A 25,704-nucleotide genomic window follows, 5' to 3' on the forward strand; every position below is an offset into this window, starting at 1 on the left:
CCCCCCCCCCCCCCCCCCCCCGAACGGGCGGAATCGGACCCGCCGGACCTCCGCGTCCGGCACGTTCCACCCGCTCGGCGCACTACTCGGTCCGGCGTCTCCCCCGAGGACTTTCCCGGCCAGTGCTGGCCTGACCCGGAGGCGCGACGCACCCCCGCAACACCGCGAACGGGCGGAATCGGACGCATCCGACACCGGTGTACGGCGCATTCCGCCCGCTCGGCATGTCACCCGGTGCCCGCGCCAGCCGACACACCCTCGCGACCGAAGCTGGCCTGATCTGGAGGCACGGCGCACCCCCGCGACTCGACGAGCGGGCGGAATCGGACACGTCCGACACCCGTGTCCGGCGCATTCCGCCCGCTCGGCGCGCTGTCCGGCGCAACAAGCGACTTTCGGCCCGCTCACGCCCCGCGAACGCCACGTTCCGCCCGAGCAGCGAATTGCCCGGTGTCCGCGTCTTGTCGAGACGACCTGCGACGGCGCGGACCCGGCGTGGAGGCACGGCGCACCCCCGCAACACCGCGAACGGGCGGAATCGGTCCCGTGCGACGTCCGGATCCGGCAGGTTCCGCCCGCTCGGTGAACCGCGCGCCGGCTACCTACCCGTCCGAGTCTGGTTCCCGCACGCCGCGCCCGCCACCGACGCGCCCTGCGTCCTACGGGCAGCGAGTTCCGCCCGCTCGGCGCGCGGCTGTTGGTCGCACAACACGCCGCACGGGGTCCGAGCCGGTCGCACGACACGCCGCCTGGAGTCCGGGCGGCCGACACTTCCTGCGATCAAGGGCACGGCCGGGAGGCACGACGCACCACCGCAACGCAGCCCGCTCGGCGCACCACTTCCGCCCGTTCGGCCGATCGCCCGCAGGGGAACCCGCGTTCCTCAGACCCGCGGGGGCCGACCGGAGGTGTCTCCGCTCAGCGCTGCCCGGCCGCAGCCGCAGCGGCCTCGGCGTCCGCCCGCAGCCGCATCCGCTGCGCATCGATGTCGACGAGCTGCCGCTGGATCTCGGCACGACGGTCGGCCTGCTCGTGCGGGTCGGCGCGCTGGAGCTGTCCGAGCAACGAGGCCTTCCGGGCGAGCAGGTCGCGCTCGACCAGGGCGACGACGATGCTCCGGCAGTAGAGCGCGAGGTCCTCGTCGGTGCGGGCCGGGATCGGCGAGAGCGCGAGCTCCTGCACGAGCCCCCGCAACGGCATCGGCACGTCGGTGAGCAGCCGGTCGAGCCAGTCCCCGACGCCGATCGCATCGACGTTCGCCACGACCGCATCCCGCACCACGGCGAGCATCGGAGCGGAGAACGTCGCCGCGGCCGCGAGCCCGAGCAGCGGTGCCCCGACGTGCCCGGGCTGCTGGACCATCGCCATGACCGCGTCGCGCTCCATCCGCGTGATGGGGTCGTTCGGCAGGGAGCGGAGCCCGGCCACGGGCTCGTCGGCGGGGGCGAGCACCTCCCCACCCGGACCGATCTGCGCGACCGGCACCGGGCCTCCCGTCCGGTCGTCGTGCCCGGAACGGGCGCGCTGCCGTGCGCTCTCGACGGCCCGACGGACCTCCGGGATCTCGAGGCCGAGCCAACCGGCGAGCTCGCGGACGTAGCCCTGGGTCAGCGAGCGGTCGCGGATGGTGGCGAGCACCGGTGCTGCGGCGCGGAGCGCGCCGACGCGACCTTCGACGGTCTCGAGGTCGTGCCCGTCGAGGGTCCGTCGGATCATGAACTCGAACATCGGCCGCTTGTTCGTGACGAGGCGGCGGATCGCGTCGTCCCCGCGGGCGAGCCTGAGGTCGCACGGGTCGAGCCCTCCGGGGGCGACGGCGACGAAGGTCTGCGCGGCGAACCGCTGCTCCTCGGCGAACGCGCGGGAGGCGGCCCGCTGCCCGGCCTCGTCCGGGTCGAAGGTGAAGACGACCTCACCGTTCGCGTTCGGGTCGGCACCGCTGACGTCGCCGAGCATCGGTCGGAGGACCTTGATGTGGTCGACGCCGAACGAGGTGCCGCACGTCGCGACCGCGGTGGTGACCCCGGCGAGGTGGCACGCCATCACGTCGGTGTAGCCCTCGACGATCACGACCTGCTTCTGCTTCGCGATCTCCCGGCGGGCGAGGTCGATCCCGTAGAGCACCTGGCTCTTGTGGTAGATCGGCGTCTCGGGGGTGTTGAGGTACTTCGGACCCTTGTCGTCGTCGAGCAGGCGACGCGCGCCGAACCCGATCGTGGCGCCGGTGACGTCGCGGATCGGCCACATGAGCCGCCCCCGGAACCGGTCGTACGGCGAGCGGTCGCCCTGGCTGACGAGTCCGGCGCTCGTGAGCTCCTCGAGCGTGAAGCCGCGTCCGCGGAGGTGGTCCTTGAGCGCGTCGTACGACTTCGGTGCGAAGCCGACGCCGAAGTGCTGCGCCGCGCCGGGGTCGAAGCCGCGCTCCCCCAGGAAGCGTCGGGCCGGGTCGGCAGCGGCGGTCGTGAGCTGTCCGGTGAAGAACTCGAGCGCGGCCTCGTTCGCCGCGATGAGCCGCGCACGCGTGTTGTAGTCGGTGCGGGGCCCCTCACCCTCCTCGTAGTGGAGCGTGTACCCGATCTTCGCCGCCATCCGCTCGACGGCCTCGGCGAAGGTGGTGTGGTCCTGCGCCATGATGAAGCTGAAGACGTCGCCGTCCTCGCCGCAGCCGAAGCAGTGGTACCGGCCGACCTGCGGCCGGACGTGGAAGGACGGCGACCGCTCGTCGTGGAACGGGCACAGGCCCTTCATCGACCCGACGCCGGCGTGCTTGAGGGTCACGTAGTCGCCGACCACGTCGGCGATGTTGACACGCGAGCGGACCTCGTCGATGTCGTTCCGCGCGATCCTGACCACCCGACGATCTTAGTTCGTGCTGCCGACGATCGGCTGCGGTCGGTCCGCCTGTGGACCGGCGAGCGACCGGGACGCGCGGTGCAGGACCAGCAGGCAGGGAGGCACGGCGCGGTTCCGGCGGGCCGGGAGGCACGGTGCAGGACCGACGGACCGGTCGCGACGCCGAGGCGCGCCGGCATCACACCGGGATGTGCGTCCGCTCCTGCTCCCCCACGACCAACCGCCGGTGCCACGCCAGCGCCCCCTGGTCGGTCAGGCTCGCCACCTGGTCGACCACGGCCCGGAGCCGACCGGCATCGTCGTCCGCCGCACGCCAATCAGCCGCGAACCCCGGCTCGAGGTCGGCACTGCCGGTGGCCGCCAACGCGTCGAGCAGTTCGGTGAGCACCCGCCGCTGCTCCTCGTACACCGGCTGGCGGTCGCCGTGGGTCATGACGAACGCCGCGACGATGCCCTTGAGCACCGCGATCTCGCCGATGATCTCCGGCGGCGTGACGACCGACGCGGCGAAGCGCACGAGGGACCCGGAGGCGTAGGACTCCCGCGTCGCTGCCGTGGCCGTCCGTGCGAAGCGACCGATGAGCTGCGAGGTCAGGTTCTTGAGGCGTGCGAGGTCCCGCCGGGAGCCGTCGTAGGAGGTCATCCACAGGGGCAGCGCACGGAGCCGGTCGAACGCCTCGAGCAGTTCCTCGCGGCTGAGGTCGTCCCCGACCCAGGCGTGCATGGCGGTGACGATGTCGTTCTCGCCGACGCGGTCACCGAGCGCGGCGACGTCGATGAATCCCGCCACCACGGCGTCCTCGAAGTCGTGCACCGAGTACGCGATGTCGTCCGACAGGTCCATGACCTGCGCCTCGATGCACCGCTGCCGCCGCGGTGCTCCCGCGCGCAGCCACTCGAACGCCGCGTGGTCGTCGTCGTAGAACCCGAACTTGGTCCGGCCGGAGGAGGCCTCGGAGACCCCGTGCGACGCCGGCCACGGGTACTTGCAGCTGGCGTCGAGCGATGCCCGCGTCAGGTTGAGCCCGTAGGCGCGGTCGTCGTCCGGCCCGGAGCCGTAGACCTTGGGCTCGAGCCGGGTGAGCAGCCGAAGGGTCTGCGCGTTGCCCTCGAACCCGCCGATGTCGGCCGCCCAGGCGTTCACCGCGGTCTCGCCGTTGTGGCCGAACGGCGGGTGTCCGATGTCGTGTGCCAGGCAGGCGGTGTCGACGACGTCCGGGTCGAGGCCGAGCGAGTCGGCGAGCTCCCGGCCGACCTGCGCGACCTCGAGCGAGTGCGTCAGACGGTTGCGGGCGAAGTCGAGCCCGGTCGTGGGGCTGAGCACCTGCGTCTTCGCGGCGAGCCGTCGGAGCGCGCTCGAGTGCAGCAGCCGGGCGCGGTCACGGGCGAAGTCGGACCGGCGGTTCGAGTGCTGCTCGGGCAGCCAGCGCTCGGCGTCGGCGGGACCGTAGGAGGCGGTGGCGCTCATCCGCCGCTGTGGTGCAGCTCGGCGGCGGCGAGGACCTTGCGGAACTCCTCGTCGACGTCGCGGGACTCGAGCCAGCGGTCGGGCAGGGCGGTCCGCTTGGGGTGCCCCGCACGCCCGCGCGGGCCCTCGACGTCGGCACCGGGGTACGGCGCGGACCAGTCGAGCTGACCGAGCAGGTCGTCGATCTCCTGCAGGCTGGACGCCATCGCGAGCCCGGACCGGACCTCGCTGCCGATCGGGTACCCCTTGAAGTACCAGGCCACGTGCTTGCGGACGTCGCGGCAGCCGTGGTCCTCGGAGCCGAAGAACTCGACGAGCAGCTCGGCGTGACGACGGAACGCGACCGTGACGTCGCCGAGGGACGGCATCGCGCGGACGTCCTCGCCGCGGAACGCGGCGGCGAGGTCGCCGAACAGCCACGGTCGGCCGAGGCAGCCCCGACCGACGACGACCCCGTCGCAGCCGGTCTCGTCGACCATGCGCATTGCGTCCGCCGCGGACCAGATGTCGCCGTTGCCGAGCACCGGGATGTCGGTGATGGTCTCCTTGAGCGTCGCGATGGCCGACCAGTCGGCGTGCCCGGAGTAGTGCTCGTTCGCGGTCCGGGCGTGCAGGGACACGGCTGCGACCCCGGCGTCGCGCGCGATCCGGGCGGCGTCGAGGTAGGTCAGGTGGTCCGCGTCGATGCCCTTGCGCATCTTCACGGTGACGGGGACGTCGCCGGCGGCCTTGACGGTCTTCTCGACGAGGTCCTTGAAGAGGTCGAGCTTCCACGGCAGTGCCGCTCCGCCGCCCTTGCGGGTGACCTTCGGGACCGGGCAGCCGAAGTTGAGGTCGATGTGGTCGGCCCGGTCCTCGCCGACGAGGATGGTCGCTGCCTCGGCCACCGTGTTCGGCTCGACGCCGTAGAGCTGGATCGAGCGCGGCGTCTCGGACTCGTGGTGCTGGATGAGCTGCATCGACACGGGGGTCCGCTCGACGAGGGCCCGCGACGTGATCATCTCGCAGACGTACAGGCCGGCGCCGTACTCGCGGCAGAGCCGGCGGTACGCCATGTTCGTGATGCCCGCCATCGGGGCGAGCACGACCGGCGCCTCGACCTCGATCGGGCCGATGCGCAGTCCCTTCGGGGGCGCTTGTGTGATCGTCATACGGCTCCCATCCTCCCACGTCGGTGCGCGCCGGTAGCGTTGTCCACATGACGGACTCCGCGATCGCCCGCTTCGATGCCGACGCCACCGCCCGTGGCCTGCGGGTCGAGGTCGTCGAACGTCCGGCCGCCGACTCCCTCGAACAGGCTGCGGGTCTGCTCGGCATCGACCCGGGCGACATCGTCAAGACGCTCGTCGTGAAGCGGCACGATGGCGGCTTCCTCCTGGCGCTCGTCCCCGGCGGCCGCAGCATCGCGTGGAAGAAGCTCCGCACGGTCGTCGGCGTCAACAAGCTCTCGATGCCCGACGCCGCGACCGCGCTCGAGGCCTCGGGCTACGAGCGCGGCACGATCACGCCGATCGGCGCGACCGGCGACCTGCCCGTGTTCGCGGACGAGCGCATCGTCGGCCGACGGGTCGCGCTCGGCGCCGGGCGTCACGGCGCGAGCGCCTTCGTCGACGCGGACGACCTCGTCACCGCGTACGGCGCCACCGTCGCCGACATCACCGACGAGGACCCCGTCCGCTGACGGTCCGCGGACGCAGCACTGCGCCCCGAGCTGAGCACCGCGCCCCGCGGTGTCGGGGCGCAGTGTTCGTCACGGGGCGCGATGCGCCTCCGCCGGGACGAGCAGCCCCGAGCGATCCCCGCGGGCAGCGCCGCTCGCGGCCGCGTCAGTCGGGGACCTCGCTCCAGTCCCCCTCGGCGCCGGGCAAGGAGCACGAGTCGCCCTCGCAGACCGGCGCACCGCCGGGCGTGACGAGCGTGAGCAGGGCGGGTCGCGCCTCCTGGCCGTCGGACTGGAGGCGCGACCCGGCCTGGCCGTCCACGCGCACGTCCGTCATCGGGCCGCCTCCGCATCCGCCTCGGCGTCGTCCGCGGCGCGCTGCGTCGCCTCCGCGACCTCGGCGGGGGTCGTCTCGCGGAGCTGCACGACCTGCTGGAGCACCTGCGCGAAGGTGGCCGGGTCCTGTGCACCGGAGACGCCGTACTTGCCGTCGATGACGAAGAACGGGACGCCGTTGATGCCGAACGCCTGCGCCTGGGCCTGGTCGGCGCGGACCGCGGCGAGCTGCGCGTCGTCACGGAGGGTGGTGAGCACCTCGTCGCGGTCCAACCCGACCGATGCGGCGAGGTCGGCGAGCGACTCGTCCTGCCCGACGTGTTCACCGCGCTCGAAGTAGGCGGTGAACAGGCGTTCGACCATCTCGAGCTGCTTGCCGTGCTGCTTCGCGAGGTGGATCACCTGGTGCGCCTTGACCGTGTTGGTGTGGTGCAGGGCGTCGTAGTCGTAGTGCAGGCCGACCGTGGCGGCGATGCCGGCGACCTGGTCGATCATCTGCTGCGCCTGCGCGACCGGGAGGCCCTTGTGCTGCGAGAGGAACTCGGCCTCGGTGCCCTCGAAGTCGACCGGGGTGTCGGGGCTGAGCTCGAACGAGTGGTACTCGACCTCGACCGGACGGGCATCCGCCGAGCCGGCGAAGGCGGCCACGCCGGACTCGAACTTCCGCTTGCCGATGTAGCACCAGGGGCACGCGATGTCCGACCAGACATCGACCTTCACAGAGTCAGTCATGATGATGCCAACGCGCGCGCTCCCGGCCTATTCCGGATCGGAACCGCGCTCCGGACCGAGCACCGGGGCCCGCACGGAGCCAGATTCCGGACACAGCACCGCGGAAAAGCGCGGTTCCGAGTCCGGAACCTGGTTCCGGCGGGTACTACGCGCCGAGCAGTCGCGCCGCGAGGTAGCCCTGCAGCTGGTCGAGCGAGACGCGCTCCTGGCTCATGGTGTCGCGCTCCCGCACCGTGACGGCCTTGTCGTCGAGGGTGTCGAAGTCGACCGTGATGCAGAACGGCGTGCCGATCTCGTCGTGGCGACGGTAGCGACGACCGATCGCGCCGGCGTCGTCGAAGTCGACGTTCCAGTACTGGCGCAGGTCGTCGGCGAGTCCGCGGGCGACCGGGGAGAGCTGCTCGTTGCGGGACAGCGGCAGCACCGCGGCCTTGACCGGGGCCAGGCGCGGGTCGAGCCGCAGGACCGTGCGCTTGTCGACGCCGCCCTTCGCGTTCGGGGCCTCGTCCTCGTGGTAGGCGTCGATGAGGAACGCCATGAGGGCACGGGTGAGGCCGAACGACGGCTCGATCACGTACGGCACGTACTTCTCGTTCGCCGCCTGGTCGAAGTACTTGAGGTCCTTGCCGGACGCCTCGATGTGGTTCTTCAAGTCGAAGTCGGTGCGGTTCGCGACGCCCATCAGCTCGCCCCACTCCGAGCCCTGGAACCCGAACCGGTACTCGATGTCCGCGGTCGCGTCGGAGTAGTGCGCCCGCTCGCCGTCCGGCACGTCGAAGCGGCGGAGGTTCTCGGGGTCGATGCCGAGGTCGGTGTAGAACGCCACCGAGTCCGTGATCCACTGCTCGTAGTGCTCCTGCGCCGACGCCGGCGGCACGAAGTACTCGATCTCCATCTGCTCGAACTCGCGGGTGCGGAAGATGAAGTTGCCGGGCGTGATCTCGTTGCGGAACGCCTTGCCGACCTGGCCGATGCCGAACGGGGGCTTCATGCGGCTCGTCGTCACGACCTGCGCGAAGTCGACGAAGATGCCCTGCGCGGTCTCCGGGCGGAGGAAGTTCAGCCCCTCTTCGGACTCGACCGGGCCGAGGTAGGTCTTGAGCATGCCGGAGAACTCGCGCGGCTCGGTCCACTGCCCGCGGGTACCGCAGTTCGAGCAAGCGATCTCGGCCATCCCGCCCTCGGGCTGACGGCCCTTCTTCGCGACGAACGCCTCGATCAGGTGGTCCTCACGGAAACGGTGGTGGCAGTGCAGGCACTCGACGAGCGGGTCGGTGAAGGTGGCGACGTGGCCAGAGGCCTCCCACACCTTGCGCGGCAGGATGACGGCGGAGTCGAGGCCCACCATGTCGCCGCGGCCACGGACGAACCGCTGCCACCACTGGCGCTTGATGTTCTCCTTGAGCTCGACGCCGAGGGGCCCGTAGTCCCACGCGGACCGGGATCCGCCGTAGATCTCACCCGACTGGAACACGAAGCCGCGGCCCTTGGCCAGGGCGATGACGCTGTCGAGACGGGAGGGCTGTGCCAAGAGGAGCTCCAGGGTTCGCCGGACTGGGTGCCCGGTGCGGAAACGTACCCGGCAAGCGTACCGGCCTCACGGCCGTCGGCGGACGGGAGGCGCGGTGCCTGTGGACAGGGAGCTCACCCCACAGGTCTGAAGCCGACGAGCGCCCCGAGCACGTCGGCAACGCGGGTCACGTCGCCCTCGTCGTTCCAGAGATGGAAGGCCAGGCGGAGCCGCCCGGCGCGCCCGCTCGCGGTCACGCCCGCGTCCGTCAGCGCCCGCAGCGCCACACCGTCCGTATCCGGGAACGTCGTGATGGCCTGACCGCTCCGCGGCGACCCGAGCGCGTCCGCGAGCCGGTCCGTGAGACCGGTGGCGTGCCTCCAGGCCGATGCCGCGTCGACGGACGCGAGGTGCCGCAGCGCGGCGACCGCTCCGGGCCAGGCCTGCCACGCGGGCGACACGTCGAACCGACGGGCGTCGTCGGCGAGCCGCATGGTCGGGCCGTAGCACGACGACCACACGTCGGCGCCCGCGTACCAGCCGGCCTGCACGGGCCGGAGCCGCTCGAGCGCCTCGTCGGAGAACGTCGCGAAGGCGACCCCACGCGGCGTGCACAACCACTTGTAGGCGTGCGTGACGGTGACGTCGAACGACGACGCGTCCACGGGGAGCACCCCGGCGGCCTGCGTCAGGTCGCACAGGGTGAGCGCCCCGACGGCGCGTGCCGCGGCGACGACGGGCTCCGGGTCGGTGACCGCGCCGCTCGACGACTGCACGGCGGACCACGCGACCATCGCGGTGCCGGGACGCACCTCGTCGGCGAGCCGGGCGAGCGGGACGCTCCGGACCGGACGCCGCGGTACGCCTGCGCGTGGAAGGGGAACACGACCGAGCTGAAGTCACCGTCGGGGACGACCACCTCGGCGCCGTCGGGCAGGGCTGCCGCGGCGACCGCGACCATCGCCGAGGTCTGCGAGCCCGTGGCGACCCGCGACGGGTCGACACCGACGATGCGGGCGAAGAGTGCGCGACCCTCCTCGACGAGAGCGCCGTACGTGATCGGGGACGACGCTGCCCGGCCCCACGCGTCGAGGTCGGCGCGCATCGCCGCGAGCGTGCCGTGCGTGGGCAGGCCCGCCGTGCAGGCCGCGAGGTAGCCGGAGCCGTCGACGAAGGAGTCCATGCCGCCACGTTCGCGCAGTCCGTTCCATCACACCAGGGCAGCTTCGTTCGCGGACCCATAACATGACGTTGTGGACGACCTCGATCCCCAGCTCCTGCGGGTGCTCCGCGCGGTCCGCGACTCGGGCTCGATCAGCCGAGCCGCGACCTCGCTCGGGTACAGCCAGCCGGCCGTGAGCCAGCTCCTCTCCCGCGCCGAACGGCGACTCGGGCACGACCTCGTGCTGCGGGGTGGGCGCGGGGCGACCCTGACCGCGTCCGGACGGGTGCTCGCCGAGCACGCCCTGTCGGTCGAGGCGGCGCTGACCGCGGCCCGCGAGGACCTCGAGGCCGTCGGCGGCCTCGCCCGCGGGCGGGTCCGGATCGCCGGGTTCCCGAGTGCGTCGTCGACGCTCGTGCCGTCGGTCCTCGCGACCATGGCGCGGGTCGCTCCCGGCGTCACGACGTCCTACGTCGAGGCGGAGCCTCCCGAGGCGATCGACCTCCTCCGGCGGGACGAGGTCGACGTCGCCGTGACCTTCACGTACGTGGGCGACGAGGTGGCGCCCGACCCCACGCTCGTCTCCCGGTCGCTGGGCCATGACCCGCTCAGGCTGGTCCGGCCGGGAGGCACGACGGACCCCGGTGCGTCGGCGGCGGTCGGACAGCCGGTCGCCCTGGGCAGCAGGCGTGCCGAGAGGGTCGGCGCGTCGGACGATGTCGTGGACCTCGCCTCGCTCCGCGACGCACGGTGGATCGGCGGTTGCCCGCGCTGTCGGGGACACCTGCTCGCCTCATGTGCGACGGCCGGGTTCACGCCCCGCATCGTGCTCGAGACGGACAACGCGGCCGCGGTCCTGGGGCTCGTCGCCGCGGGCCTCGGGGTGGCGCTGCTCCCCCGGCTGGCACTCGCGAGCACCGTCATCCCGTCGGCGGTCGCGGTGGAGCGGGTCGACGACGTACTCGCGCGCCGTGTCGAGGTCGTCGTCGCCCGCGGGGCGGACCGTGTCCCGAGCATCCGGGCCACCCTCGACGCGGTCCGCGGAGCGGCGACGCAGCTGGGCTGACGTCGGGAGCACATCTCGACCGCAAGTGCTTCGATCGTGGCCTCCGCAGCTCCCGCTCCGGGCGAGGGGACAGGGCCGCGGCATCCCAGCTGGTCGCAGGACGTGCCGCACGCGCATCGAGCTGGTCGCAGGAAATGTCGCCGACCGCTCCTCGGGGCGACACGTCGTGCGACCAGCTCGGGTCGAACCGGGACGGGCCGGACGGGAGGCGCGGGTCGGCGCCGCCACGGGCCTCCCGTCAGGCGGTGGGCGCGTCCACCGCGCCACCGTACCTGCGGTCGCGGCGCGCGTACTCCTCGATCGCTCCCCAGAGATCGGTGCGACGGAAGTCCGGCCAGAGCCGGTCGAGGAACACCATCTCGGCGTACGCCGACTGCCACAGCATGAAGTTGGACGTGCGCTGCTCGCCGGAGCTGCGGAGGAAGAGGTCGACGTCGGGCAGCTCGGGCACGTAGAGCCGCTTCGCGAGGGCCTTCTCGGTGACCTGGCTCGGCTTCATCCGGCCGGCGGCGACGTCCTCGGCCATGCTGCGCACCGCGTCCACGATCTCGTTGCGACCGCCGTAGTTGACGCACATCGTGAGGGTGCAGACGTCGTTCGCTGCGGTCATCCGCTCCGCTGCCTGCAGTTCGTCGACCACGCTCCGCCACAGGCGGGGCCGGCGACCGGCCCAGCGCACCCGGACACCCCACGCGTGGAGCTGGTCGCGGCGGCGGTGGATGACCTCGCGGTTGAAGCCCATCAGGAACCGGACCTCGTCGGGCGAGCGTTTCCAGTTCTCGGTCGAGAACGCGTATGCCGACACGTGCTTGACGCCGATCTGGATCGCGCCCGCGACGACGTCGAGGAGCGAGGCCTCGCCGGCCTTGTGCCCCTCGACCCGGGTGAGACCGCGCTGGTTCGCCCACCGGCCGTTGCCGTCCATGACGATCGCCACGTGCTCCGGGACGAACTGTGCGGGGATCGCCGGCGGCTGCTCCCCGGTCCAGTCGACGGGACGCAGCGGTTCGGACTCGGCGTACCGGCGTGGGCTCATGCAGGGGTTCCTTCGGCGTCGGCGGCGGTCGGGGTCGGCACCGCGGGGGTCGGGGTCGCGGCCACCGCTGCCGGGACGCCACCCGGTGTCGGTGCGACCGGAGCCGGGTGCTCGGTGCGGTCGACGTGCGGTAGCGACCTGAGCGATCGTTCCAGGTGCCACTGTGCGTAGGCCGCGACCACGCCGGAGGCCCGGGAACGGGTCCGTTCGTCGGCGGCATCGACGGTGGTCCAGTCCCCGGCGAGGAGCGAACCGAGCAGCGCGAGGGTCACCGGGTCGAGTCGCGGGGTGCCGGGAGGTGCGGCGCGGTCGGCGACGACCCCGCCGAGCTGCACGACGAACGCCGAGTGCGGGCCGGGCTCCCCCGTCACCGCGCAGTCGCCGAACGACGGCGCCCAACCGGCGATGCTCATCGCCCGGAGGAGGTAGGAGTCGAGCGTCGCCGTCGCGGCGTGCTCCCCGCGGGCCAGCGAACGGAGGGCGCCGACGAGCAGGAGGTACTGCTGGAGTCCGGCGTCCGCCTCGCTCAGGCGGTCGGCGGTCTCGACCATGGCGCTGGCGGCCGTGTAGGCGCCGTAGTCGGCGACGATCTGCGCGCCGTACGAACCGAGGGACTCGGCCTGGGTGACGATGTCGAGGGAGCGGCCCTCGTAGAACTGGGCATCGACGACCATGAACGGTTCGAGGCGACTGCCGAACTTCGAGGCGGTGCGGCGGACGCCCTTCGCCACGGCGCGGATCTTGCCGTGCTGCCGGCTGAGCATGGTGACGATGCGGTCTGCTTCCCCGAGCTTGTGGGTGCGCAGCACGACGCACTCGTCCCGGTACAGCGGCATGGTCCCAGTATCCCCCGCCCGTCCGACACGGCGCTGCCGAGGGTCGTGCGGGGCGTGCCGGATCGCTCGTGGTTGGCCGGATCGCTCGTGGTTGGCCGGACCGCTCGTGGTTGGCCGGATCGCTCGTGGTTGGCCGGAACTTTCGACCTCCTACGAGCGATTCGGCTTTCCACTGCAGGTGCGATGGGTTCGAACGCGCACGTGGCCCGCGCCCCGATCGACCGACTCGAGGCTGCGCTCGTGGGTGGCCGAACCGCTCATGGTTTGCCGAATCGCTCATGGGTGACCGGAACTTTCGACCTCCTACGAGCAATTCGGCTTTCCATTGCAGGGGTGATGGGCTCGAACGCGCCCGCACGCCCGCGCCCACACGCCCGCACCCGCGCGCACGCACACACCCGCGCACCCGACCCACAACGCCGGGAGGCGCGGTGCGGGACGGACCCGCACCGCGCCTCCCGGCGGTGATCGCGACGAGCGCTACGCGGTGACGAGCTCCGGCGAGGACGCACCCGACGCCGCACCCGCACGGACCGCCCGGTTCACCGCGGACACGATCGCCTTGAGCGACGCCGTCGCGATGTCGGCGTCGATCCCGACGCCCCACAGCCGCGTGCCGTCGACGTCGAGCTCGACGTACGAGGCCGCCTTCGCGTCACCCGAGGCGCTCATCGTGTGCTCCGAGTAGTCGTACAGCGTGACCTCGACGCCCTGGTCCTTCAGCACGCGCAGGAACGCGTCGATCGGGCCGGTGCCGACCGCCTCCGCGGTGACCGCACCGTCGTCGACGCGCATCGCCACCGACAGCGAGGTGGTGCCGTCGAAGTCCGAGGCGGTCGCCGTCTTGGTGATCTCGTAGCGGCCCCACTTGTCCGACTCGTCGTCAGCCGGCAGGTACTCGTCACGGAACAGGTCCCAGATGCGCTCCGACGAGAACTCGCCGCCCTCGGAGTCGGTGTGCTGCTGCACGACGCCGGAGAACTCGATCTGCAGCTTGCGGGGCAGGTCGAGCGCGTGGTCGGTCTTGAGCAGGTACGCCACGCCACCCTTGCCGGACTGCGAGTTCACCCGGATCACGGCCTCGTACGAGCGGCCGATGTCCTTCGGGTCGACGGGCAGGTACGGCACCGCCCAGGTGATCTCGTCGACGGTCTTGCCCGCAGCCTCGGCCTTCGCCTGCATGGCGTCGAAGCCCTTGTTGATGGCGTCCTGGTGCGAGCCGCTGAACGCGGTGTAGACGAGGTCGCCCGCCCACGGCTGCCGCTCCGGCACGGGCAGCTGGTTGCAGTACTCGACCGTGCGCTTCACCTGGTCGATGTCGCTGAAGTCGATCTCGGGGTCGATGCCCTGGGTGAACAGGTTCATGCCGAGCGCGACGAGGTCGACGTTGCCGGTGCGCTCCCCGTTGCCGAACAGGCAGCCCTCGATGCGGTCGGCCCCGGCCATGTACCCGAGCTCGGCGGCGGCGACGGCGGTGCCGCGGTCGTTGTGGGGGTGCAGCGACAGGATGACGTCCTCGCGGTGCGCCAGGTTGCGCGACATCCACTCGATGGAGTCGGCGTACACGTTCGGTGTCGCCATCTCGACGGTGGCGGGCAGGTTGATGATCACCTTGCGCTCGGGCGTCGGGCGGAACACCTCGAGCACGGCGTTGCAGATCTGGACGGCGACCTCGAGCTCGGTGCCCGTGTACGACTCGGGCGAGTACTCGTAGAACACCTGCGTGTCGTGCTGCAGGTTCGCCTCGGCCGCCTTGCACAGCTCGGCACCGTGCACCGCGATGTCGACGACGCCCTGCACGTCGGTGCGGAAGACGACTTCGCGCTGCACGATCGACGTCGAGTTGTACAGGTGGACGATGGCCTGCTTCGCACCGTCGATCGCCTCGTACGTGCGGTTGATCAGGTGTTCGCGCGCCTGCGTCAGGACCTGGATGGTGACGTCGTCGGGGATGGCGCCCTCGTCGATGAGGGACCGGACGAAGTCGAAGTCGGTCTGCGAGGCGCTGGGGAACCCGACCTCGATCTCCTTGTAGCCCATCCGGACGAGCAGGTCGAACATCGCCCGCTTGCGCTCGGAGTCCATCGGGTCGATGAGGGCCTGGTTGCCGTCGCGGAGATCGACCGCGCACCACCGGGGAGCCCGCTCGATGCGCTTCGTCGGCCAGGTGCGGTCCGGCAGGTCGACGCGGATCTGTTCGTGGAAGGGGACGTACTTGTGGATCGGCATCCCGGAGGGCCGCTGCGTGTTCTGCATCGATTCGTCGCTTTCGTCGTCAGGTGTGTGTCAGGCCACGACGGACTCCGCGACGAGGTGGGCCGTTGTGTCAGGCCTCGTCGCGGCAGCGAAGGAGGAGGAGTGCCGAGTACATCGGGACCACCGTAGCACTGGTGTACCAACCGTGTGCAAGCGGTCTGGAGGCACGCGGCGGCGCCGCCACCCGCCTCCCGACCGACAGGTGCTCGCTCGCACGGGCGGCGCTCTGCCTCGTCAGTCGACCGCGAGCGCCTCCGTCGGCGGCACGCGCATCGCGCGCCGCACCGGCGCGATCGTCGCGACGACCGCGAGCACCAGCGCCCCGACCACCACGATCCCGAGGGTCAGCGGCGGCAGCACGGGTGTGACGACGGTGCCGAGCGTGCCGAGCAGCGTCTGACCGCCGATCCACCCGTACACGGTGCCGAGCACCAGTCCGGTGACGACGGCCGCGACGACCATCTGCACCGCCTCGGTCACGATCATCCGACGGACCTGGGCACCGGTCAGCCCGAGGACCCGGAGCAGCCCGAGCTCCCGCCGGCGCTGCACGACGCTCAACGCGAGCGCGTTGACGACCCCGACGGCGGCGATCACGGCGGAGAAGCCGACGATGACGCTCACCACCGCGCCCAGCTGGACGAAGAAGTCCCGCTGCGCCGCCACCATCGCCGGCGTCGCGCCCGGCTGTCCGGACACGACCGTCTCGAGGGTGTGCTGCATGATGCCGAGCGCCACCGCGAACGTCACGAGCAGGGTCACGCCGATCACCAGCCCGATCGTGGCCCGCGACGAACGCCCGGGGGCTCGCATCGCGTTGCGGCCTGCGAGCAGGACGACGGGGTCCTTCGCACCGATCCGCCCGACCAGCTGGAGCACCGGCGGCATGACGACGGTCGCGCCCAGAGCGATGCCGGCGAAGGACACGAAGCCGCCGAGCGCGGCGGGCAGCACCGCCATCGGCGACAGTGCGCTCGCTGTGAGCCCGATCGCCATCAGGCCACCGCCGAGGACCACGAGCACGACCGACCAGACGACGCGCGCTCGACCGGAGCGGACGTCGTCGTGGCTCGGCTCGACGCTGGACGACAGCGCCTCGAGCGGCGTGACGGTGAGGACGCGGCGTGACCCGGCGGCGAACGCCCCCCAGGTGGCGAGGACCACTGCCGCGATCGGCAGCACGAGTTCCCACGGCACGAGCGTGTACGCCGTGTCCGGCAGGAACCCGTTCTCCCGCAGGACCAGCACGAAGACCGCGCTCAGACCGGTGCCGACGACCGCACCGAGCAGGCCGCCGACGACGCCGACGAGCAGGCCCGCGCGGGTGATCCGCGACCGCAGCGTCGCGCCCGTCGCCCCGACGAGCCGCTGCAGCGCGATCACCCGCGTCTGCCCGGCGATGAGGGTGGCGCAGGTGTTCGCCGTGACGATCGCGCCGACGTACAGGGCGATGCCGAGGAACAGCCACCCGACCACGGACAGGATCGCCCGGACGGCACCGATGTCGTCGAGACCGGTGGTGGCCAGCGCCTCGGACACGATGCCGGGCGCGATGACGAGCGCCGAGCCGAACGTGGTGCCGAGTGCGGCGACGAGGATCGTCGGACGGAACTCCCGCAGCGAGGTCAGGGCGCTCATGCCGCGGCCTCCATCCCGAGCATCGTGGTGGAGATGTCGGCGGCGTCCATCGCGGGACGGTCCCCCACGATGCGCCCGTCGGCGAGGAACAGGATGCGGTCCGCGTTGGCGGCGGCGACCGGGTCGTGCGTCACCATGACGACGCTCTGCCCCCAGTCGTCGACGGCGCCGCGGAGGATGCGGAGGACGTCTCGGCCGGTGCGGGAGTCGAGCGCACCGGTGGGTTCGTCCGCGACGACCACCGCCGGCCTGGACGCCAGGGCACGGGCGATCGCCACCCGCTGCTGCTGGCCCCCCGAGAGCTCGTGCGGACGGTGGGTGAGGCGGTCACCGAGCCCGAGCAGGTCGACGAGCCGGTCGATCCAGGCGTCTTCCTCGCGCGTCGTCCGGTGTCCGCCGAGGAGGAACGGCAGCCGGATGTTCTCCTGGACGTCGAGGGTCGGCACGAGGTTGAACGACTGGAACACGAACCCGAGCCGGCGACGCCGGAGCTCGGTGAGGTCGCGGTCCCCGAGCCCCGTGATGTCGACGCCGTCGATCCGCACCCGCCCGGCGGAGACCGCGTCGAGCCCGGCCGCCACGTGCATGAGCGTCGACTTGCCCGAACCGGAGGGCCCCATCACGGCCGTGAACTCCCCCGCCCCGATGTCGACGCTCACGTCGTCGAGGGCCGTCACGCGGCGCGCGGCGTCGCCGTGGTGCTTGGACACGTGGTCGAGGTGGATGATCGGTTCGTGGCTGCTGGTCATGCATCCACGATGGCGGCCGGGAGGCCCGTGGCGCGTCGGTCCGTCGGCTCCTGTGGATGGTCCGCTCGGCTTGTTCCCCTGTGGACGGATCATCCGCCCGGACGACGGGCTCGTCCTGCGGACGGCGCACGGCTCGTGCACGCGCGCGTGCCGCGCGCTCAGTCCTTCGTGACGAGCCCGTGCTCGTGCGCGAACACGACGAGACGCACCCGGTCCCGCAGCTCGAGCTTCGTCAGCACCCGGGAGATGTGGGTCTTCACGGTCGCCTCGCTGACGAACTCGTGCGCGGCGATCTCGCTGTTGCTGAGGCCCCGCGCCGCCAGGTCGAAGATCTCCCGCTCGCGCGGCGTCAGTTCGGCGAACGCCGGCGGCGCCGCCTCGCTCGCAGCGGAGGGGTCCTCGTACCGTCGCAGGAGCTCCCGGGTGGCGGAGGCGGCGAACACCGCGGTCCCCGCGGACACCGTCCGGACCGCCGCGAGCAGGAACTCGGGGTCGGCGTCCTTGAGCACGAAGCCGCTCGCGCCCGCTCGGATCGCCTTCGCGGCCGCCTCGTCGAAGTCGAACGTGGTGAGGACGAGCACCTTCGTGCCGTCCGTCCCGGCCTGCTCGACGATGTGGGACGTGGCCGTGATGCCGTCCATCACCGGCATCCGCACGTCCATGAGCACGACGTCCGGCCGTGCCCGACGGACGAGCTCGACGCCCTCGGCGCCGTCGCCTGCCTCGCCGACGAACTGCAGGTCGGGCTGGGAGTCGATGAGCATCCGGATGCCGGTGCGGAACAGGGCCTGGTCGTCGACGAGCGCCACCCGGATGCGCGCCTCGGGGTTCGGGGTCGTGGTCATCGTGCGGTGCGCTCCTGCTGGATCGAGGTGATGCGGTCGCGGGGCATCTGCCCGCTCGCGGGGACGGTCGGCATGCGGACGGCCACGACGAAGTCGTCCCCGCGGGGCCCGGCCGTCATGGTCCCGCCGATCATGGTGGCACGCTCCCGCATCCCGACCAGGCCGTGTCCCGTCCCCGGTCCGCGGCGCCCGTCGTCGTCGCGGCGGTTCTCGACCCGGACCGCGACGGTCTCGGGTCCGTACTCGAGGTCGACGCGGACGGGCGATCCGGTCTGGCCGTGCTTGTAGGCGTTCGTCAGGCTCTCCTGGACGATCCGGTAGACCGCGAGCTGCGTCGTCGTCGGCAGCCCGGTCGGGTCGCCCTCCCGCGCGACCCGCACGTCCAGGCCGAGTTCGCCCATCTCGGCGACGAGCCGGTCGACGTCGTCGATCGCGGGGGTCGGGGCCGCGCCCTGCTCGTGCCGGAGCGCGCCCAGGAGCTCACGGACGTCGCCCAGCGCCCGGCGCGCCGTCCCGGAGATCGTCGACAGCGCCTGGTCGGCGATCGCGGGATCGGCCTTCAGCGCGTACCGGGCCCCGTCCGCCTGTGCGATGACGACCGCCAGCGAGTGCGCCACGATGTCGTGCATGTCGCGCGCGATGCGGACCCGCTCCTGCTCGACCGCGACGGCCCGGTCGGCGCGCGCCGCGTCGCGCTCGGCGAGGAGCTGGGCCTCGCGGCTCATGCTGGCCAGGCGCCGCGTCCGGCGGACGAGTCCGGCGAGCCAGGGCAGCAGCAGGATCAGGAGCACCCCGGCGAACGAGCCGAGGACCAGTTGCGCGCTCTGCACGAGCGGACGGGTGAAGTCCGCGGCCTGCTGCTGCTGGACGTCCTGCAGTCCGATGTAGCCCGCGGCGAGCATCGCGCCGCCCAACGCCGAGAACAGGCCGGCGAGCCGGACCCGGCGGCTGCCGTAGGCGCTCGTCGTGTACATGACGCCTCCGATGAGGAGGTTCGCCGGGTCGGGCGAGTGCCAGGTCGCCATCTGCAGGACCGCGACCGCCCACGCGACGATGAGCGCGAGCGCCGGCGACAGCCGTCGGAGCGCGAGCGATGCGGTCAGCCCCAGCACGACGCCGACGCTGACCCAGTCGGGACCGCCCCCGGCCTGGAGCACGAGCAGGACCACGCCGAGCAGGACCGCGACGACGACGTCGAACACGATCTGCGAGCGCAGGACGGGACGGAACACCGTTCCACGGTACGGCGTCACGTCCAGCCCCTCGTCAGTCCGGAGGTTGATCCGCCGTATGCGCATGTTATATTTTACGTATGCATACCAGGCGACGGGACATCCAGGGGCTCCGAGCGATCGCGATCGGCGCCGTCGTCCTGGAGCACGCCTTCGGCCAGCCGCGCGGGGGGTTCCTCGGCGTCGACGTGTTCTTCGTGGTCTCCGGGTTCCTCATCACCGGGTCGCTCCTGCACGGCATCGACCGTTCTGGGCGCGTCGACCTGCTCGAGTTCTGGAAGCGACGCGCCCGCCGACTGGCACCGGCCTTCCTGACCGTCGCCGCGACCACCGCCGTCGTCTTCCTCGTGGCCTTCCCCTCCGCGGACCCGATCTCCATCGCTGCTCCCCTCGGTGCCGCGCTCGTCTCGATGTCGAACTGGTGGTTCATCCGGGAGGGAACGGACTACTTCGTGGCCAACGGACCGGAATCGCCCTTCCTGCACACCTGGTCGCTCTCCGTCGAGGAGCAGTTCTACGTCCTCTGGCCGCTCCTGATCGTCGGCACGCTGTGGCTGCTCCGCCCGCGGCGTGGTCGGTCGCGCGTGGACGGCCGGGTCCGGCTCGGACTGACCGTCGTCCTCGCTGTGGTCGCCGCGGCCTCGATCGTCGTCGCAGCGCTCCTCGGGACCGGGGACGCGGCCTACTTCTCGACGGCGACCCGCGCGTGGGAGCTGGCAGCCGGTGCACTCGTCGCCGTGGCGGCAGCCCGCACGACGCCACCGTCGTCCCAGGTCGGCCTGCCGATGACCGTGCTCGGTCTCCTCCTGATCGTCGGGAGCATCATCGTCGTCGACGCGGACGCCGGGGTCCCCTTCCCCGGAGCGCTCCCGGCCGTCGTGGGGACCGTCCTCGTGCTCGTCGGCGGACGCGCGCCGTCCGGTGGGACCGTCGTGCTCGAGAACCCCCTGTCCGACTGGCTCGGTGCCGTCAGCTACTCGCTCTACCTCTGGCACTTCCCCGTCCTCGTGTTCGTCGAGGCGGTCGTGCCCGGCGGCGTGTGGGTCGTCCTCCCCGTCTCGGCCCTGCTCGCCCACCTCAGCACCCGGTTCGTCGAACAGCCCTTCCTCGGTCGTGTTCCCCTCCGGTCCTGGTCCTGGTGGACGCGTCGCGCCTCACTCAGCGGCGGCGCGCTCGTCCTCTGCACCGCGCTGGCACTGGTGTCGTCGGCCGCCGTCCCGCAGGAACGGGTCGCGGCGACCGCCCCCGCTGTCGCGTCGTCCATCCCGGCCGTCCGGGACGCACAGCTCCACATCGTCACGGCACTCCGGGCGACCACCTGGCCCGCTGCCCTCGACGCCGAGCGACCGGGCCCCGTGCCAGCAGGAGCCCCACGCGAGTGCGGCCGCATCGGCACCGACCGCTCCGAGGCCTCGTGCACCTTCGGGGACCCGGCGGCCACGAAGACCGCGGTCCTGGTCGGCGACTCGATCGCCGGCGCCTGGTCCGAGGCGCTCGTGACGTGGCTGCACACCGAGCACCCGGACTGGCGGGTCGTCGTCCTCGCGCGCAACGGTTGCCCGTTCATCACCGCCGACGCGCAGCCCGGTGTGCCGTGCGCCGCGCTGCAGCAGCACGTGGTCGACCGGGTGGCCCAGCTCCGACCGGACGCCGTGATCGTCGGGACCCGCTTCGACGGCATCCCGCTCGAGCGCGCCGACGGGACGGGCCCGCTGACGGCTGCGGAGTTCGAGCGGTCGTCCGCCGCGATGATCGACCGGATCGTCCGTCTGACCCCGGTCGTCGTGCAGCTCGCCGCTCCTCCGGCCGGCGCCGACCCCACACGCTGCCACGTCCGCTTCGGGTCGCCGCAGGCCTGCGTCCGCGCGGTGTCCGCGGACTGGCGGGCGCGGATGGCCTCCACGGAACGCGTCGCCGCCGAGCACGGAGTCCGGCTCGTCGACACGAGTCCGATCGTGGCGGTCGGCGGCCGGACCCCGGCGACGAACCGCGGTGCGCTGCTCCGGATCGACGCCGTGCACCTGACCCCCGCCGCCTCCGCGGCATCGGGACCCGCACTCGGAGCGCTGATCGACGCCGAGGGCGGCCTGGCGGGCTAGACCCGGTCAGAAACCGAGCCGGCCGAGCTGCTTCGGGTCCCGCTGCCACTCCTTCGCGACCTTCACCCGGAGGTTCAGGTAGACGTGCCGGCCGCCGAGCAGCGACTCGATCTCGGACCGGGCGCGCGACCCGACGTCCTTGAGCCGCTCCCCGCCCCGCCCGATCACGATCGCCTTCTGGCTGTCGCGCTCGACGAACAGGTTGGCGAAGATGCGCAGGGGCCCGTCGGGGTCGTCGTCCTCATCGGGCTCGACCACGTCCTCGACGACGACGGCCAGCGAGTGCGGCAACTCGTCGCGGACGCCCTCGAGCGCGGCCTCGCGGATGAGCTCGGCGATGCGGTCCTCGTCGGTCTCCTCGGTCACGGTCGCGTCGTCGTAGAGCTGCGGGGACTCCGGCAGCAGCGCCGTGATCTCGTCGAGGAGCGGTTCGAGCTGCAGCCCCTTGGTGCCGGACGTCGGGATGATGACGTCCCACTCCCGCAGCTGCGAGACCGCGAGGAGCTGCTCCCCGACACGGTCCTTCGGCACCCGGTCGATCTTCGTGACGATGGCGATCTTCTTGGCGCGCGGGTACTGGTCGAGCGACTCGTTGATGAACCGGTCACCCGGACCGATCGGCTCGTTCGCGGGCACGCAGAACCCGATCACGTCGACGTCACCGAGCGTGGACTGCACGAGGTCGTTGAGTCGCTCGCCGAGCAGGGTTCGCGGGCGGTGCACGCCCGGGGTGTCGACGATGATGACCTGACCGTTCGGGCGGTGCACGACCCCGCGGATCGCCCGGCGGGTCGTCTGCGGCTTCGACGAGGTGATCGCGACCTTCTCGCCGACGAGCGCGTTCGTGAGGGTCGACTTGCCGACGTTCGGCCGGCCGACGAAGGAGACGAACCCGGCGCGGTAGGGCTGGTCCGGTGCGGACGGGGGCTGGTCCGGTGCGGACGGGGTGGTCGGGGTGTCGGTCATGCGGAGGTGGTCCCTGTCGTGGTGGCGGCGGAGTCGTCGAACGCCCGCTCGACGTCGGCGAGGGCGTCGGAGCGTTCGGCGAGCACGGTGATGAGGTGGCGGCGCTTGCCCTCGACCCGTTCGGCGACGAGGACGATGCCGTCCACCGTCACCCGGTCGCCGGGGTGGGCGAGGTGCCCGAGCTCCTTCGTGATGAGCCCACCGACGGTGTCGACGTCCTCGTCGTCGAGCTCGATGCCGAACAGGTCACCGAGTTCGTCGACGGGCAGTCGGGCGGAGACGCGCCACCGGCCGGGATCGACCTCGACCCGGTCGACGACGGCACGGTCGTACTCGTCCGAGATGTCGCCGACGAGCTCCTCGATGAGGTCCTCCATCGTGACGAGCCCGGCGACCCCGCCGTACTCGTCGACGACGAGCAGGAGGTGGTTCTTGGCGGCCTGCATGTGCCGCAGCGTGTCGTCGGCGGCCTTGGACTCCGGCACGAACTCGGCGGGCCGCAGCAGCCCCGTGACCGGTTCGGCTCCCGATCCGGACCGCTCGTACAGGGCACGGGCGACGTCGCGCAGGTACAGGACGCCCAGGACGTCGTCGCTGTCCTTCCCGGTGACCGGCATGCGCGAGACACCGCTGCTCAGGAACTGCTCCATCGCCGCGGCGAGCGTGTCGTCGGCGTCCGCGGTGCGCATGTCGGTGCGCGGGACCATCACCTCGCGCACCAGGGTGTCGCTGAACTCGAACACCGAGTGGATGAGTTCGCGGTCGTCGGCCTCGAGCACGTTGCTCTCCGCCGCCTCGTCGACGAGCGAGAGCAGCTGCTCCTCGCTCGCGACCGTGGAGGCGCTGCCACCCCGACCCGGCGTCACCCGGTCGCCGATCGCGACGAGCAGCCCGGCGAGGGGGCCGAGCACGATCCGGACGGCACGGACCAGCCCTCCGGTGACGGCGATGAGCCGCTCGGCGTGGGCACGGCCGACGCTCCGTGGGCTCGACCCGACCAGCACGAACGACACCGCGGTCATCACGGCGACGGAGACGACGAGCGCGACCCACCACGTGTCGAACACCGTGACGAGCGCGATCGTCACGAGCACGGCCGCCGCGGTCTCGGCGAGCACCCGGACGAAGTTGAGCGCGTTCACGTGGGCGCCGACGTCGTCGGCGATCGCCTCGATCGCACGCCGACGCTTGGCGCCCCGCGCGATCTCGTCCAGGTCGGCGCGGGAGAGCACCGACAGCGCGGCGTCGGACGCGGCGAGCACTCCGCCGCCGACGACGAGCACGAACGCCACCGCGAGCAGGACGGCGACGAGCAGCATCAGGTCACCGCCCTCGGCGCTGGGCGGCGAACGCGGAGAGGATCTCGCCCTGCAGACCGAACATCTCGGCCTTCTCCTCCGGCTCGGCGTGGTCGAACCCGAGCAGGTGCAGGATGCCGTGGCAGGTCAGCAGGAGCATCTCGTCGGTGGTCGAGTGTCCGGCGGTCCGCGCCTGCTCCTCGGCCACCTGCGGGCACAGCACGATGTCCCCGAGGAGCCCGGCCGGGGTCGGCTCGTCCTCGGTGCCCGGACGCAGCTCGTCCATCGGGAAGCTCAGCACGTCGGTCGGTCCGGGCTCGTCCATCCACCGGACGTGGAGCTGCTCCATCGCGCCCTCGTCGACGAGCACGATCGCGAGTTCCGCGTCGGCGTGCACGTGCAACGCATCGAGCGCGAACGACGCGAGCCGCTGGATCGCCGCCTCGTCGACCTCGACACCGGACTCGTTGTTGAGCTCGATGCTCACCGGGCGCCTCCTCTGGCGTCGTTCTGCGGGTACGGGGAGCGCTGACGGTCCTGCGGCGGACGGCCTCGGCGCTCGGCGCGGTTCGCCCCCGCCGGGTTGCCCTCGGGCGCCGAGCCACGACCGCCGGGACGGTACCCGGCCTGTTCGGCGAGCCGCTCCTCGTCGTACGCGGTGTAGGCGTCGACGATGCGCCCGACGAGGGTGTGCCGGACGACGTCCTCGCTGCCGAGCCGGGCGAAGTGGATGTCGTCGACCTTGTCGAGGATCCGGGTGACGAGCCGCAGACCGGACAGGTTGCCGGGCAGGTCGACCTGGGTGATGTCACCGGTCACGACCATCTTCGACCCGAAGCCGAGGCGGGTGAGGAACATCTTCATCTGCTCGGGCGTGGTGTTCTGCGCCTCGTCGAGGATCACGAAGGAGTCGTTGAGCGTCCGACCGCGCATGTAGGCCAGCGGCGCGACCTCGACCGTGCCCGCAGCCAGCAGCTTCGGCACGAGCTCGGGGTCCATCATCTCGTTCAGGGCGTCGTAGAGCGGCCGCAGGTACGGGTCGATCTTGTCGGTGAGCGTGCCGGGCAGGAACCCGAGCCGTTCGCCCGCCTCGACCGCGGGCCGGGTGAGGATGATGCGGCTCACCTCGCGCCGCTGCAGCGCCTGGACGGCCTTGGCCATCGCCAGGTAGGTCTTGCCGGTACCGGCCGGGCCGATGCCGAACGTGATGGTGTGCTCGTCGATGGCGTCGACGTACGCCCGCTGACCGTCGGTCTTCGGCCGCACCGACTTGCCGCGGCTCTGCACGATCGGCGTGCCGAACGTGTCGGACGGCTTGCGGTCGTCGTCGAGGATGCGCGCGGACGTCGGGATGTCGGCGGGGCCGATGTCCTGGCCGCGCCTGACCATGGCCACGAGCTCGTCGACGAGCGCCCGGGCCCGCGCGACGTCGCGCTCCGGTCCGGAGAGGGAGACCTCGTTGCCGCGCACCACGACGCGGACTCCGGGGTACTGGCGTTCGACGGTCTTGAGCAGTCGGTCCTGGGGGCCGAGCAGCTGCACCATGGCGATGCCGTCGACGGTGAGCTCGGAGACGGACTCGGGCTCGATGGGTGCGTTATCCGGCAAGGGTGCCTTCCTGCAGTTCACCTGCGAGTACGTGCGCGTGCACGTGGAACACGGTCTGACCGGCGGCTTCGCCGGTGTTGAAGACGAGACGGAACTGGCCGCCGGCACGCTCGTCGGCGATGCGCTGCGCGGTGGCGACCACGTGGGCGAGGAGGTCCGGGTCACCGGCGGCGAGCTCGGTGACGTCGCGGTACTGCTCGGTCTTGGGGACGACGAGCACGTGGACGGGGGCCTTCGGTGCGATGTCCTCGAACGCGATCACGCGGTCGTCCTCGGCGACGACGGTCGCCGGGATCTCGCGCGCGATGATCTTCGAGAAGACGCTGGGCGTGCTGGTGCTCATGTCGTCCATCG

General features: G+C 71.9%; 23 protein-coding genes. 3 read left to right on the forward strand and 20 right to left on the reverse strand.

Annotation, left to right across the window (positions count from 1 at the left end; all coding sequences use genetic code 11):
- Positions 1-918: 918 nt before the first annotated feature.
- From dnaG to dusB, 3 genes are all read right to left on the reverse strand, one after another.
- The gene (gene dnaG / locus Csp2054_RS12980) at positions 919-2,853 is read right to left on the reverse strand and encodes a DNA primase (protein ID WP_096899753.1); all 1,935 of its coding nucleotides are present in this window, start codon (positions 2,851-2,853) and stop codon (positions 919-921) included.
- 178 nt (positions 2,854-3,031) lie between these two features.
- Positions 3,032-4,321, reverse strand: coding sequence for a deoxyguanosinetriphosphate triphosphohydrolase (locus Csp2054_RS12985; protein WP_096899755.1), 1,290 nt, complete (start codon positions 4,319-4,321; stop codon positions 3,032-3,034).
- Positions 4,318-5,472, reverse strand: a complete 1,155-nt coding sequence (gene dusB, locus Csp2054_RS12990; protein ID WP_096899757.1) for a tRNA dihydrouridine synthase DusB — start codon at positions 5,470-5,472, stop codon at positions 4,318-4,320. The genes Csp2054_RS12985 and dusB overlap by 4 nt, the downstream gene beginning before the upstream one ends.
- Before the next feature lie 47 nt (positions 5,473-5,519).
- Here dusB and Csp2054_RS12995 point away from each other — a divergent pair, with 47 nt between their 5' ends.
- Complete coding sequence (locus tag Csp2054_RS12995; RefSeq protein WP_096899758.1) at positions 5,520-6,002, forward strand: aminoacyl-tRNA deacylase; 483 nt, start codon at positions 5,520-5,522, stop codon at positions 6,000-6,002.
- A gap of 145 nt (positions 6,003-6,147) precedes the next feature.
- Here Csp2054_RS12995 and Csp2054_RS18185 read toward each other — a convergent pair whose 3' ends face one another.
- The 5 genes from Csp2054_RS18185 to Csp2054_RS18585 form a co-directional block, all read right to left on the reverse strand.
- Entirely contained in the window at positions 6,148-6,318 is a 171-nt protein-coding gene (locus Csp2054_RS18185) for a hypothetical protein (protein WP_176491699.1), read from the reverse strand.
- Positions 6,315-7,049: a DsbA family protein gene (locus Csp2054_RS13000; RefSeq protein ID WP_096899759.1), complete on the reverse strand. Its 735-nt coding sequence runs from the start codon at positions 7,047-7,049 to the stop codon at positions 6,315-6,317. The genes Csp2054_RS18185 and Csp2054_RS13000 overlap by 4 nt, the downstream gene beginning before the upstream one ends.
- Before the next feature lie 145 nt (positions 7,050-7,194).
- Positions 7,195-8,580 (reverse strand): glycine--tRNA ligase, encoded by a 1,386-nt coding sequence (locus tag Csp2054_RS13005; RefSeq protein WP_096899761.1) that lies wholly within the window; start codon positions 8,578-8,580, stop codon positions 7,195-7,197.
- A 113-nt stretch (positions 8,581-8,693) separates the two neighbouring features.
- Entirely contained in the window at positions 8,694-9,335 is a 642-nt protein-coding gene (locus Csp2054_RS18580; RefSeq protein ID WP_255252741.1) for an aminotransferase class V-fold PLP-dependent enzyme, read from the reverse strand.
- Positions 9,248-9,742 (reverse strand): hypothetical protein, encoded by a 495-nt coding sequence (locus Csp2054_RS18585; RefSeq protein WP_255252742.1) that lies wholly within the window; start codon positions 9,740-9,742, stop codon positions 9,248-9,250. The genes Csp2054_RS18580 and Csp2054_RS18585 overlap by 88 nt, the downstream gene beginning before the upstream one ends.
- 70 nt (positions 9,743-9,812) lie before the next feature.
- Here Csp2054_RS18585 and Csp2054_RS13015 point away from each other — a divergent pair, with 70 nt between their 5' ends.
- Positions 9,813-10,787: a LysR family transcriptional regulator gene (locus Csp2054_RS13015; protein WP_096899763.1), complete on the forward strand. Its 975-nt coding sequence runs from the start codon at positions 9,813-9,815 to the stop codon at positions 10,785-10,787.
- A gap of 238 nt (positions 10,788-11,025) precedes the next feature.
- Here the strand turns inward: Csp2054_RS13015 and Csp2054_RS13020 are convergent, their stop codons facing one another.
- From Csp2054_RS13020 to Csp2054_RS13050, 7 genes are all read right to left on the reverse strand, one after another.
- Positions 11,026-11,823 (reverse strand): isoprenyl transferase, encoded by a 798-nt coding sequence (locus Csp2054_RS13020; RefSeq protein WP_096899765.1) that lies wholly within the window; start codon positions 11,821-11,823, stop codon positions 11,026-11,028.
- On the reverse strand, positions 11,820-12,659 hold the full coding sequence (recO, locus tag Csp2054_RS13025) for a DNA repair protein RecO (RefSeq protein ID WP_096899766.1): 840 nt from the start codon (positions 12,657-12,659) through the stop codon (positions 11,820-11,822). Before recO ends, Csp2054_RS13020 begins: the two co-directional genes overlap by 4 nt.
- 480 nt (positions 12,660-13,139) lie before the next feature.
- Positions 13,140-14,915, reverse strand: a complete 1,776-nt coding sequence (gene leuA, locus Csp2054_RS13030) for a 2-isopropylmalate synthase (RefSeq protein WP_096899768.1) — start codon at positions 14,913-14,915, stop codon at positions 13,140-13,142.
- A 234-nt stretch (positions 14,916-15,149) separates the two neighbouring features.
- A complete protein-coding gene (locus tag Csp2054_RS13035; RefSeq protein ID WP_096899770.1) occupies positions 15,150-16,553 on the reverse strand; it encodes an ABC transporter permease in 1,404 nt (467 codons plus the stop codon).
- Positions 16,550-17,302: an ABC transporter ATP-binding protein gene (locus Csp2054_RS13040; RefSeq protein WP_096899771.1), complete on the reverse strand. Its 753-nt coding sequence runs from the start codon at positions 17,300-17,302 to the stop codon at positions 16,550-16,552. Before Csp2054_RS13040 ends, Csp2054_RS13035 begins: the two co-directional genes overlap by 4 nt.
- A 158-nt stretch (positions 17,303-17,460) precedes the next feature.
- Entirely contained in the window at positions 17,461-18,147 is a 687-nt protein-coding gene (locus Csp2054_RS13045) for a response regulator (RefSeq protein ID WP_096899772.1), read from the reverse strand.
- On the reverse strand, positions 18,144-19,379 hold the full coding sequence (locus Csp2054_RS13050; protein WP_176491700.1) for a sensor histidine kinase: 1,236 nt from the start codon (positions 19,377-19,379) through the stop codon (positions 18,144-18,146). Before Csp2054_RS13050 ends, Csp2054_RS13045 begins: the two co-directional genes overlap by 4 nt.
- An 80-nt stretch (positions 19,380-19,459) precedes the next feature.
- Here Csp2054_RS13050 and Csp2054_RS13055 point away from each other — a divergent pair, with 80 nt between their 5' ends.
- Complete coding sequence (locus Csp2054_RS13055) at positions 19,460-21,478, forward strand: acyltransferase family protein (RefSeq protein ID WP_096899777.1); 2,019 nt, start codon at positions 19,460-19,462, stop codon at positions 21,476-21,478.
- A gap of 6 nt (positions 21,479-21,484) precedes the next feature.
- Here Csp2054_RS13055 and era read toward each other — a convergent pair whose 3' ends face one another.
- The 5 genes from era to Csp2054_RS13080 are packed head-to-tail and all read right to left on the reverse strand — an operon-like array spanning position 21,485 to position 25,693.
- Entirely contained in the window at positions 21,485-22,444 is a 960-nt protein-coding gene (era, locus tag Csp2054_RS13060; protein WP_096899780.1) for a GTPase Era, read from the reverse strand.
- A complete protein-coding gene (locus Csp2054_RS13065; protein WP_096899782.1) occupies positions 22,441-23,763 on the reverse strand; it encodes a hemolysin family protein in 1,323 nt (440 codons plus the stop codon). Before Csp2054_RS13065 ends, era begins: the two co-directional genes overlap by 4 nt.
- A gap of 4 nt (positions 23,764-23,767) precedes the next feature.
- On the reverse strand, positions 23,768-24,229 hold the full coding sequence (ybeY, locus tag Csp2054_RS13070) for an rRNA maturation RNase YbeY (RefSeq protein WP_096899784.1): 462 nt from the start codon (positions 24,227-24,229) through the stop codon (positions 23,768-23,770).
- On the reverse strand, positions 24,226-25,350 hold the full coding sequence (locus Csp2054_RS13075) for a PhoH family protein (protein WP_096899786.1): 1,125 nt from the start codon (positions 25,348-25,350) through the stop codon (positions 24,226-24,228). Before Csp2054_RS13075 ends, ybeY begins: the two co-directional genes overlap by 4 nt.
- Positions 25,340-25,693, reverse strand: coding sequence for a histidine triad nucleotide-binding protein (locus tag Csp2054_RS13080; RefSeq protein WP_096899872.1), 354 nt, complete (start codon positions 25,691-25,693; stop codon positions 25,340-25,342). The genes Csp2054_RS13075 and Csp2054_RS13080 overlap by 11 nt, the downstream gene beginning before the upstream one ends.
- Positions 25,694-25,704: the final 11 nt, after the last annotated feature.

It is taken from the genome of Curtobacterium sp. 'Ferrero' (assembly GCF_002412165.1).
Classification (GTDB): Bacteria; Actinomycetota; Actinomycetes; order Actinomycetales; family Microbacteriaceae; genus Curtobacterium.

Excerpts from the sequence above, each read along its gene's own strand:
- Csp2054_RS12985 (WP_096899755.1), bottom strand. The coding sequence starts at position 4,321 with ATGAGCGCCACCGCCTCCTACGGTCCCGCCGACGCCGAGCGCTGGCTG.
- dusB (WP_096899757.1), bottom strand. The coding sequence starts at position 5,472 with ATGACGATCACACAAGCGCCCCCGAAGGGACTGCGCATCGGCCCGATC.
- Csp2054_RS12995 (WP_096899758.1), top strand. The coding sequence starts at position 5,520 with ATGACGGACTCCGCGATCGCCCGCTTCGATGCCGACGCCACCGCCCGT.
- Csp2054_RS18185 (WP_176491699.1), bottom strand. The coding sequence starts at position 6,318 with ATGACGGACGTGCGCGTGGACGGCCAGGCCGGGTCGCGCCTCCAGTCC.
- Csp2054_RS13000 (WP_096899759.1), bottom strand. The coding sequence starts at position 7,049 with ATGACTGACTCTGTGAAGGTCGATGTCTGGTCGGACATCGCGTGCCCC.
- Csp2054_RS18585 (WP_255252742.1), bottom strand. The coding sequence starts at position 9,742 with ATGGACTCCTTCGTCGACGGCTCCGGCTACCTCGCGGCCTGCACGGCG.
- Csp2054_RS13020 (WP_096899765.1), bottom strand. The coding sequence starts at position 11,823 with ATGAGCCCACGCCGGTACGCCGAGTCCGAACCGCTGCGTCCCGTCGAC.
- recO (WP_096899766.1), bottom strand. The coding sequence starts at position 12,659 with ATGCCGCTGTACCGGGACGAGTGCGTCGTGCTGCGCACCCACAAGCTC.
- leuA (WP_096899768.1), bottom strand. The coding sequence starts at position 14,915 with ATGCAGAACACGCAGCGGCCCTCCGGGATGCCGATCCACAAGTACGTC.
- Csp2054_RS13035 (WP_096899770.1), bottom strand. The coding sequence starts at position 16,553 with ATGAGCGCCCTGACCTCGCTGCGGGAGTTCCGTCCGACGATCCTCGTC.
- Csp2054_RS13040 (WP_096899771.1), bottom strand. The coding sequence starts at position 17,302 with ATGACCAGCAGCCACGAACCGATCATCCACCTCGACCACGTGTCCAAG.
- Csp2054_RS13045 (WP_096899772.1), bottom strand. The coding sequence starts at position 18,147 with ATGACCACGACCCCGAACCCCGAGGCGCGCATCCGGGTGGCGCTCGTC.
- Csp2054_RS13055 (WP_096899777.1), top strand. The coding sequence starts at position 19,460 with ATGCATACCAGGCGACGGGACATCCAGGGGCTCCGAGCGATCGCGATC.
- era (WP_096899780.1), bottom strand. The coding sequence starts at position 22,444 with ATGACCGACACCCCGACCACCCCGTCCGCACCGGACCAGCCCCCGTCC.
- Csp2054_RS13065 (WP_096899782.1), bottom strand. The coding sequence starts at position 23,763 with ATGCTGCTCGTCGCCGTCCTGCTCGCGGTGGCGTTCGTGCTCGTCGTC.
- Csp2054_RS13080 (WP_096899872.1), bottom strand. The coding sequence starts at position 25,693 with ATGAGCACCAGCACGCCCAGCGTCTTCTCGAAGATCATCGCGCGCGAG.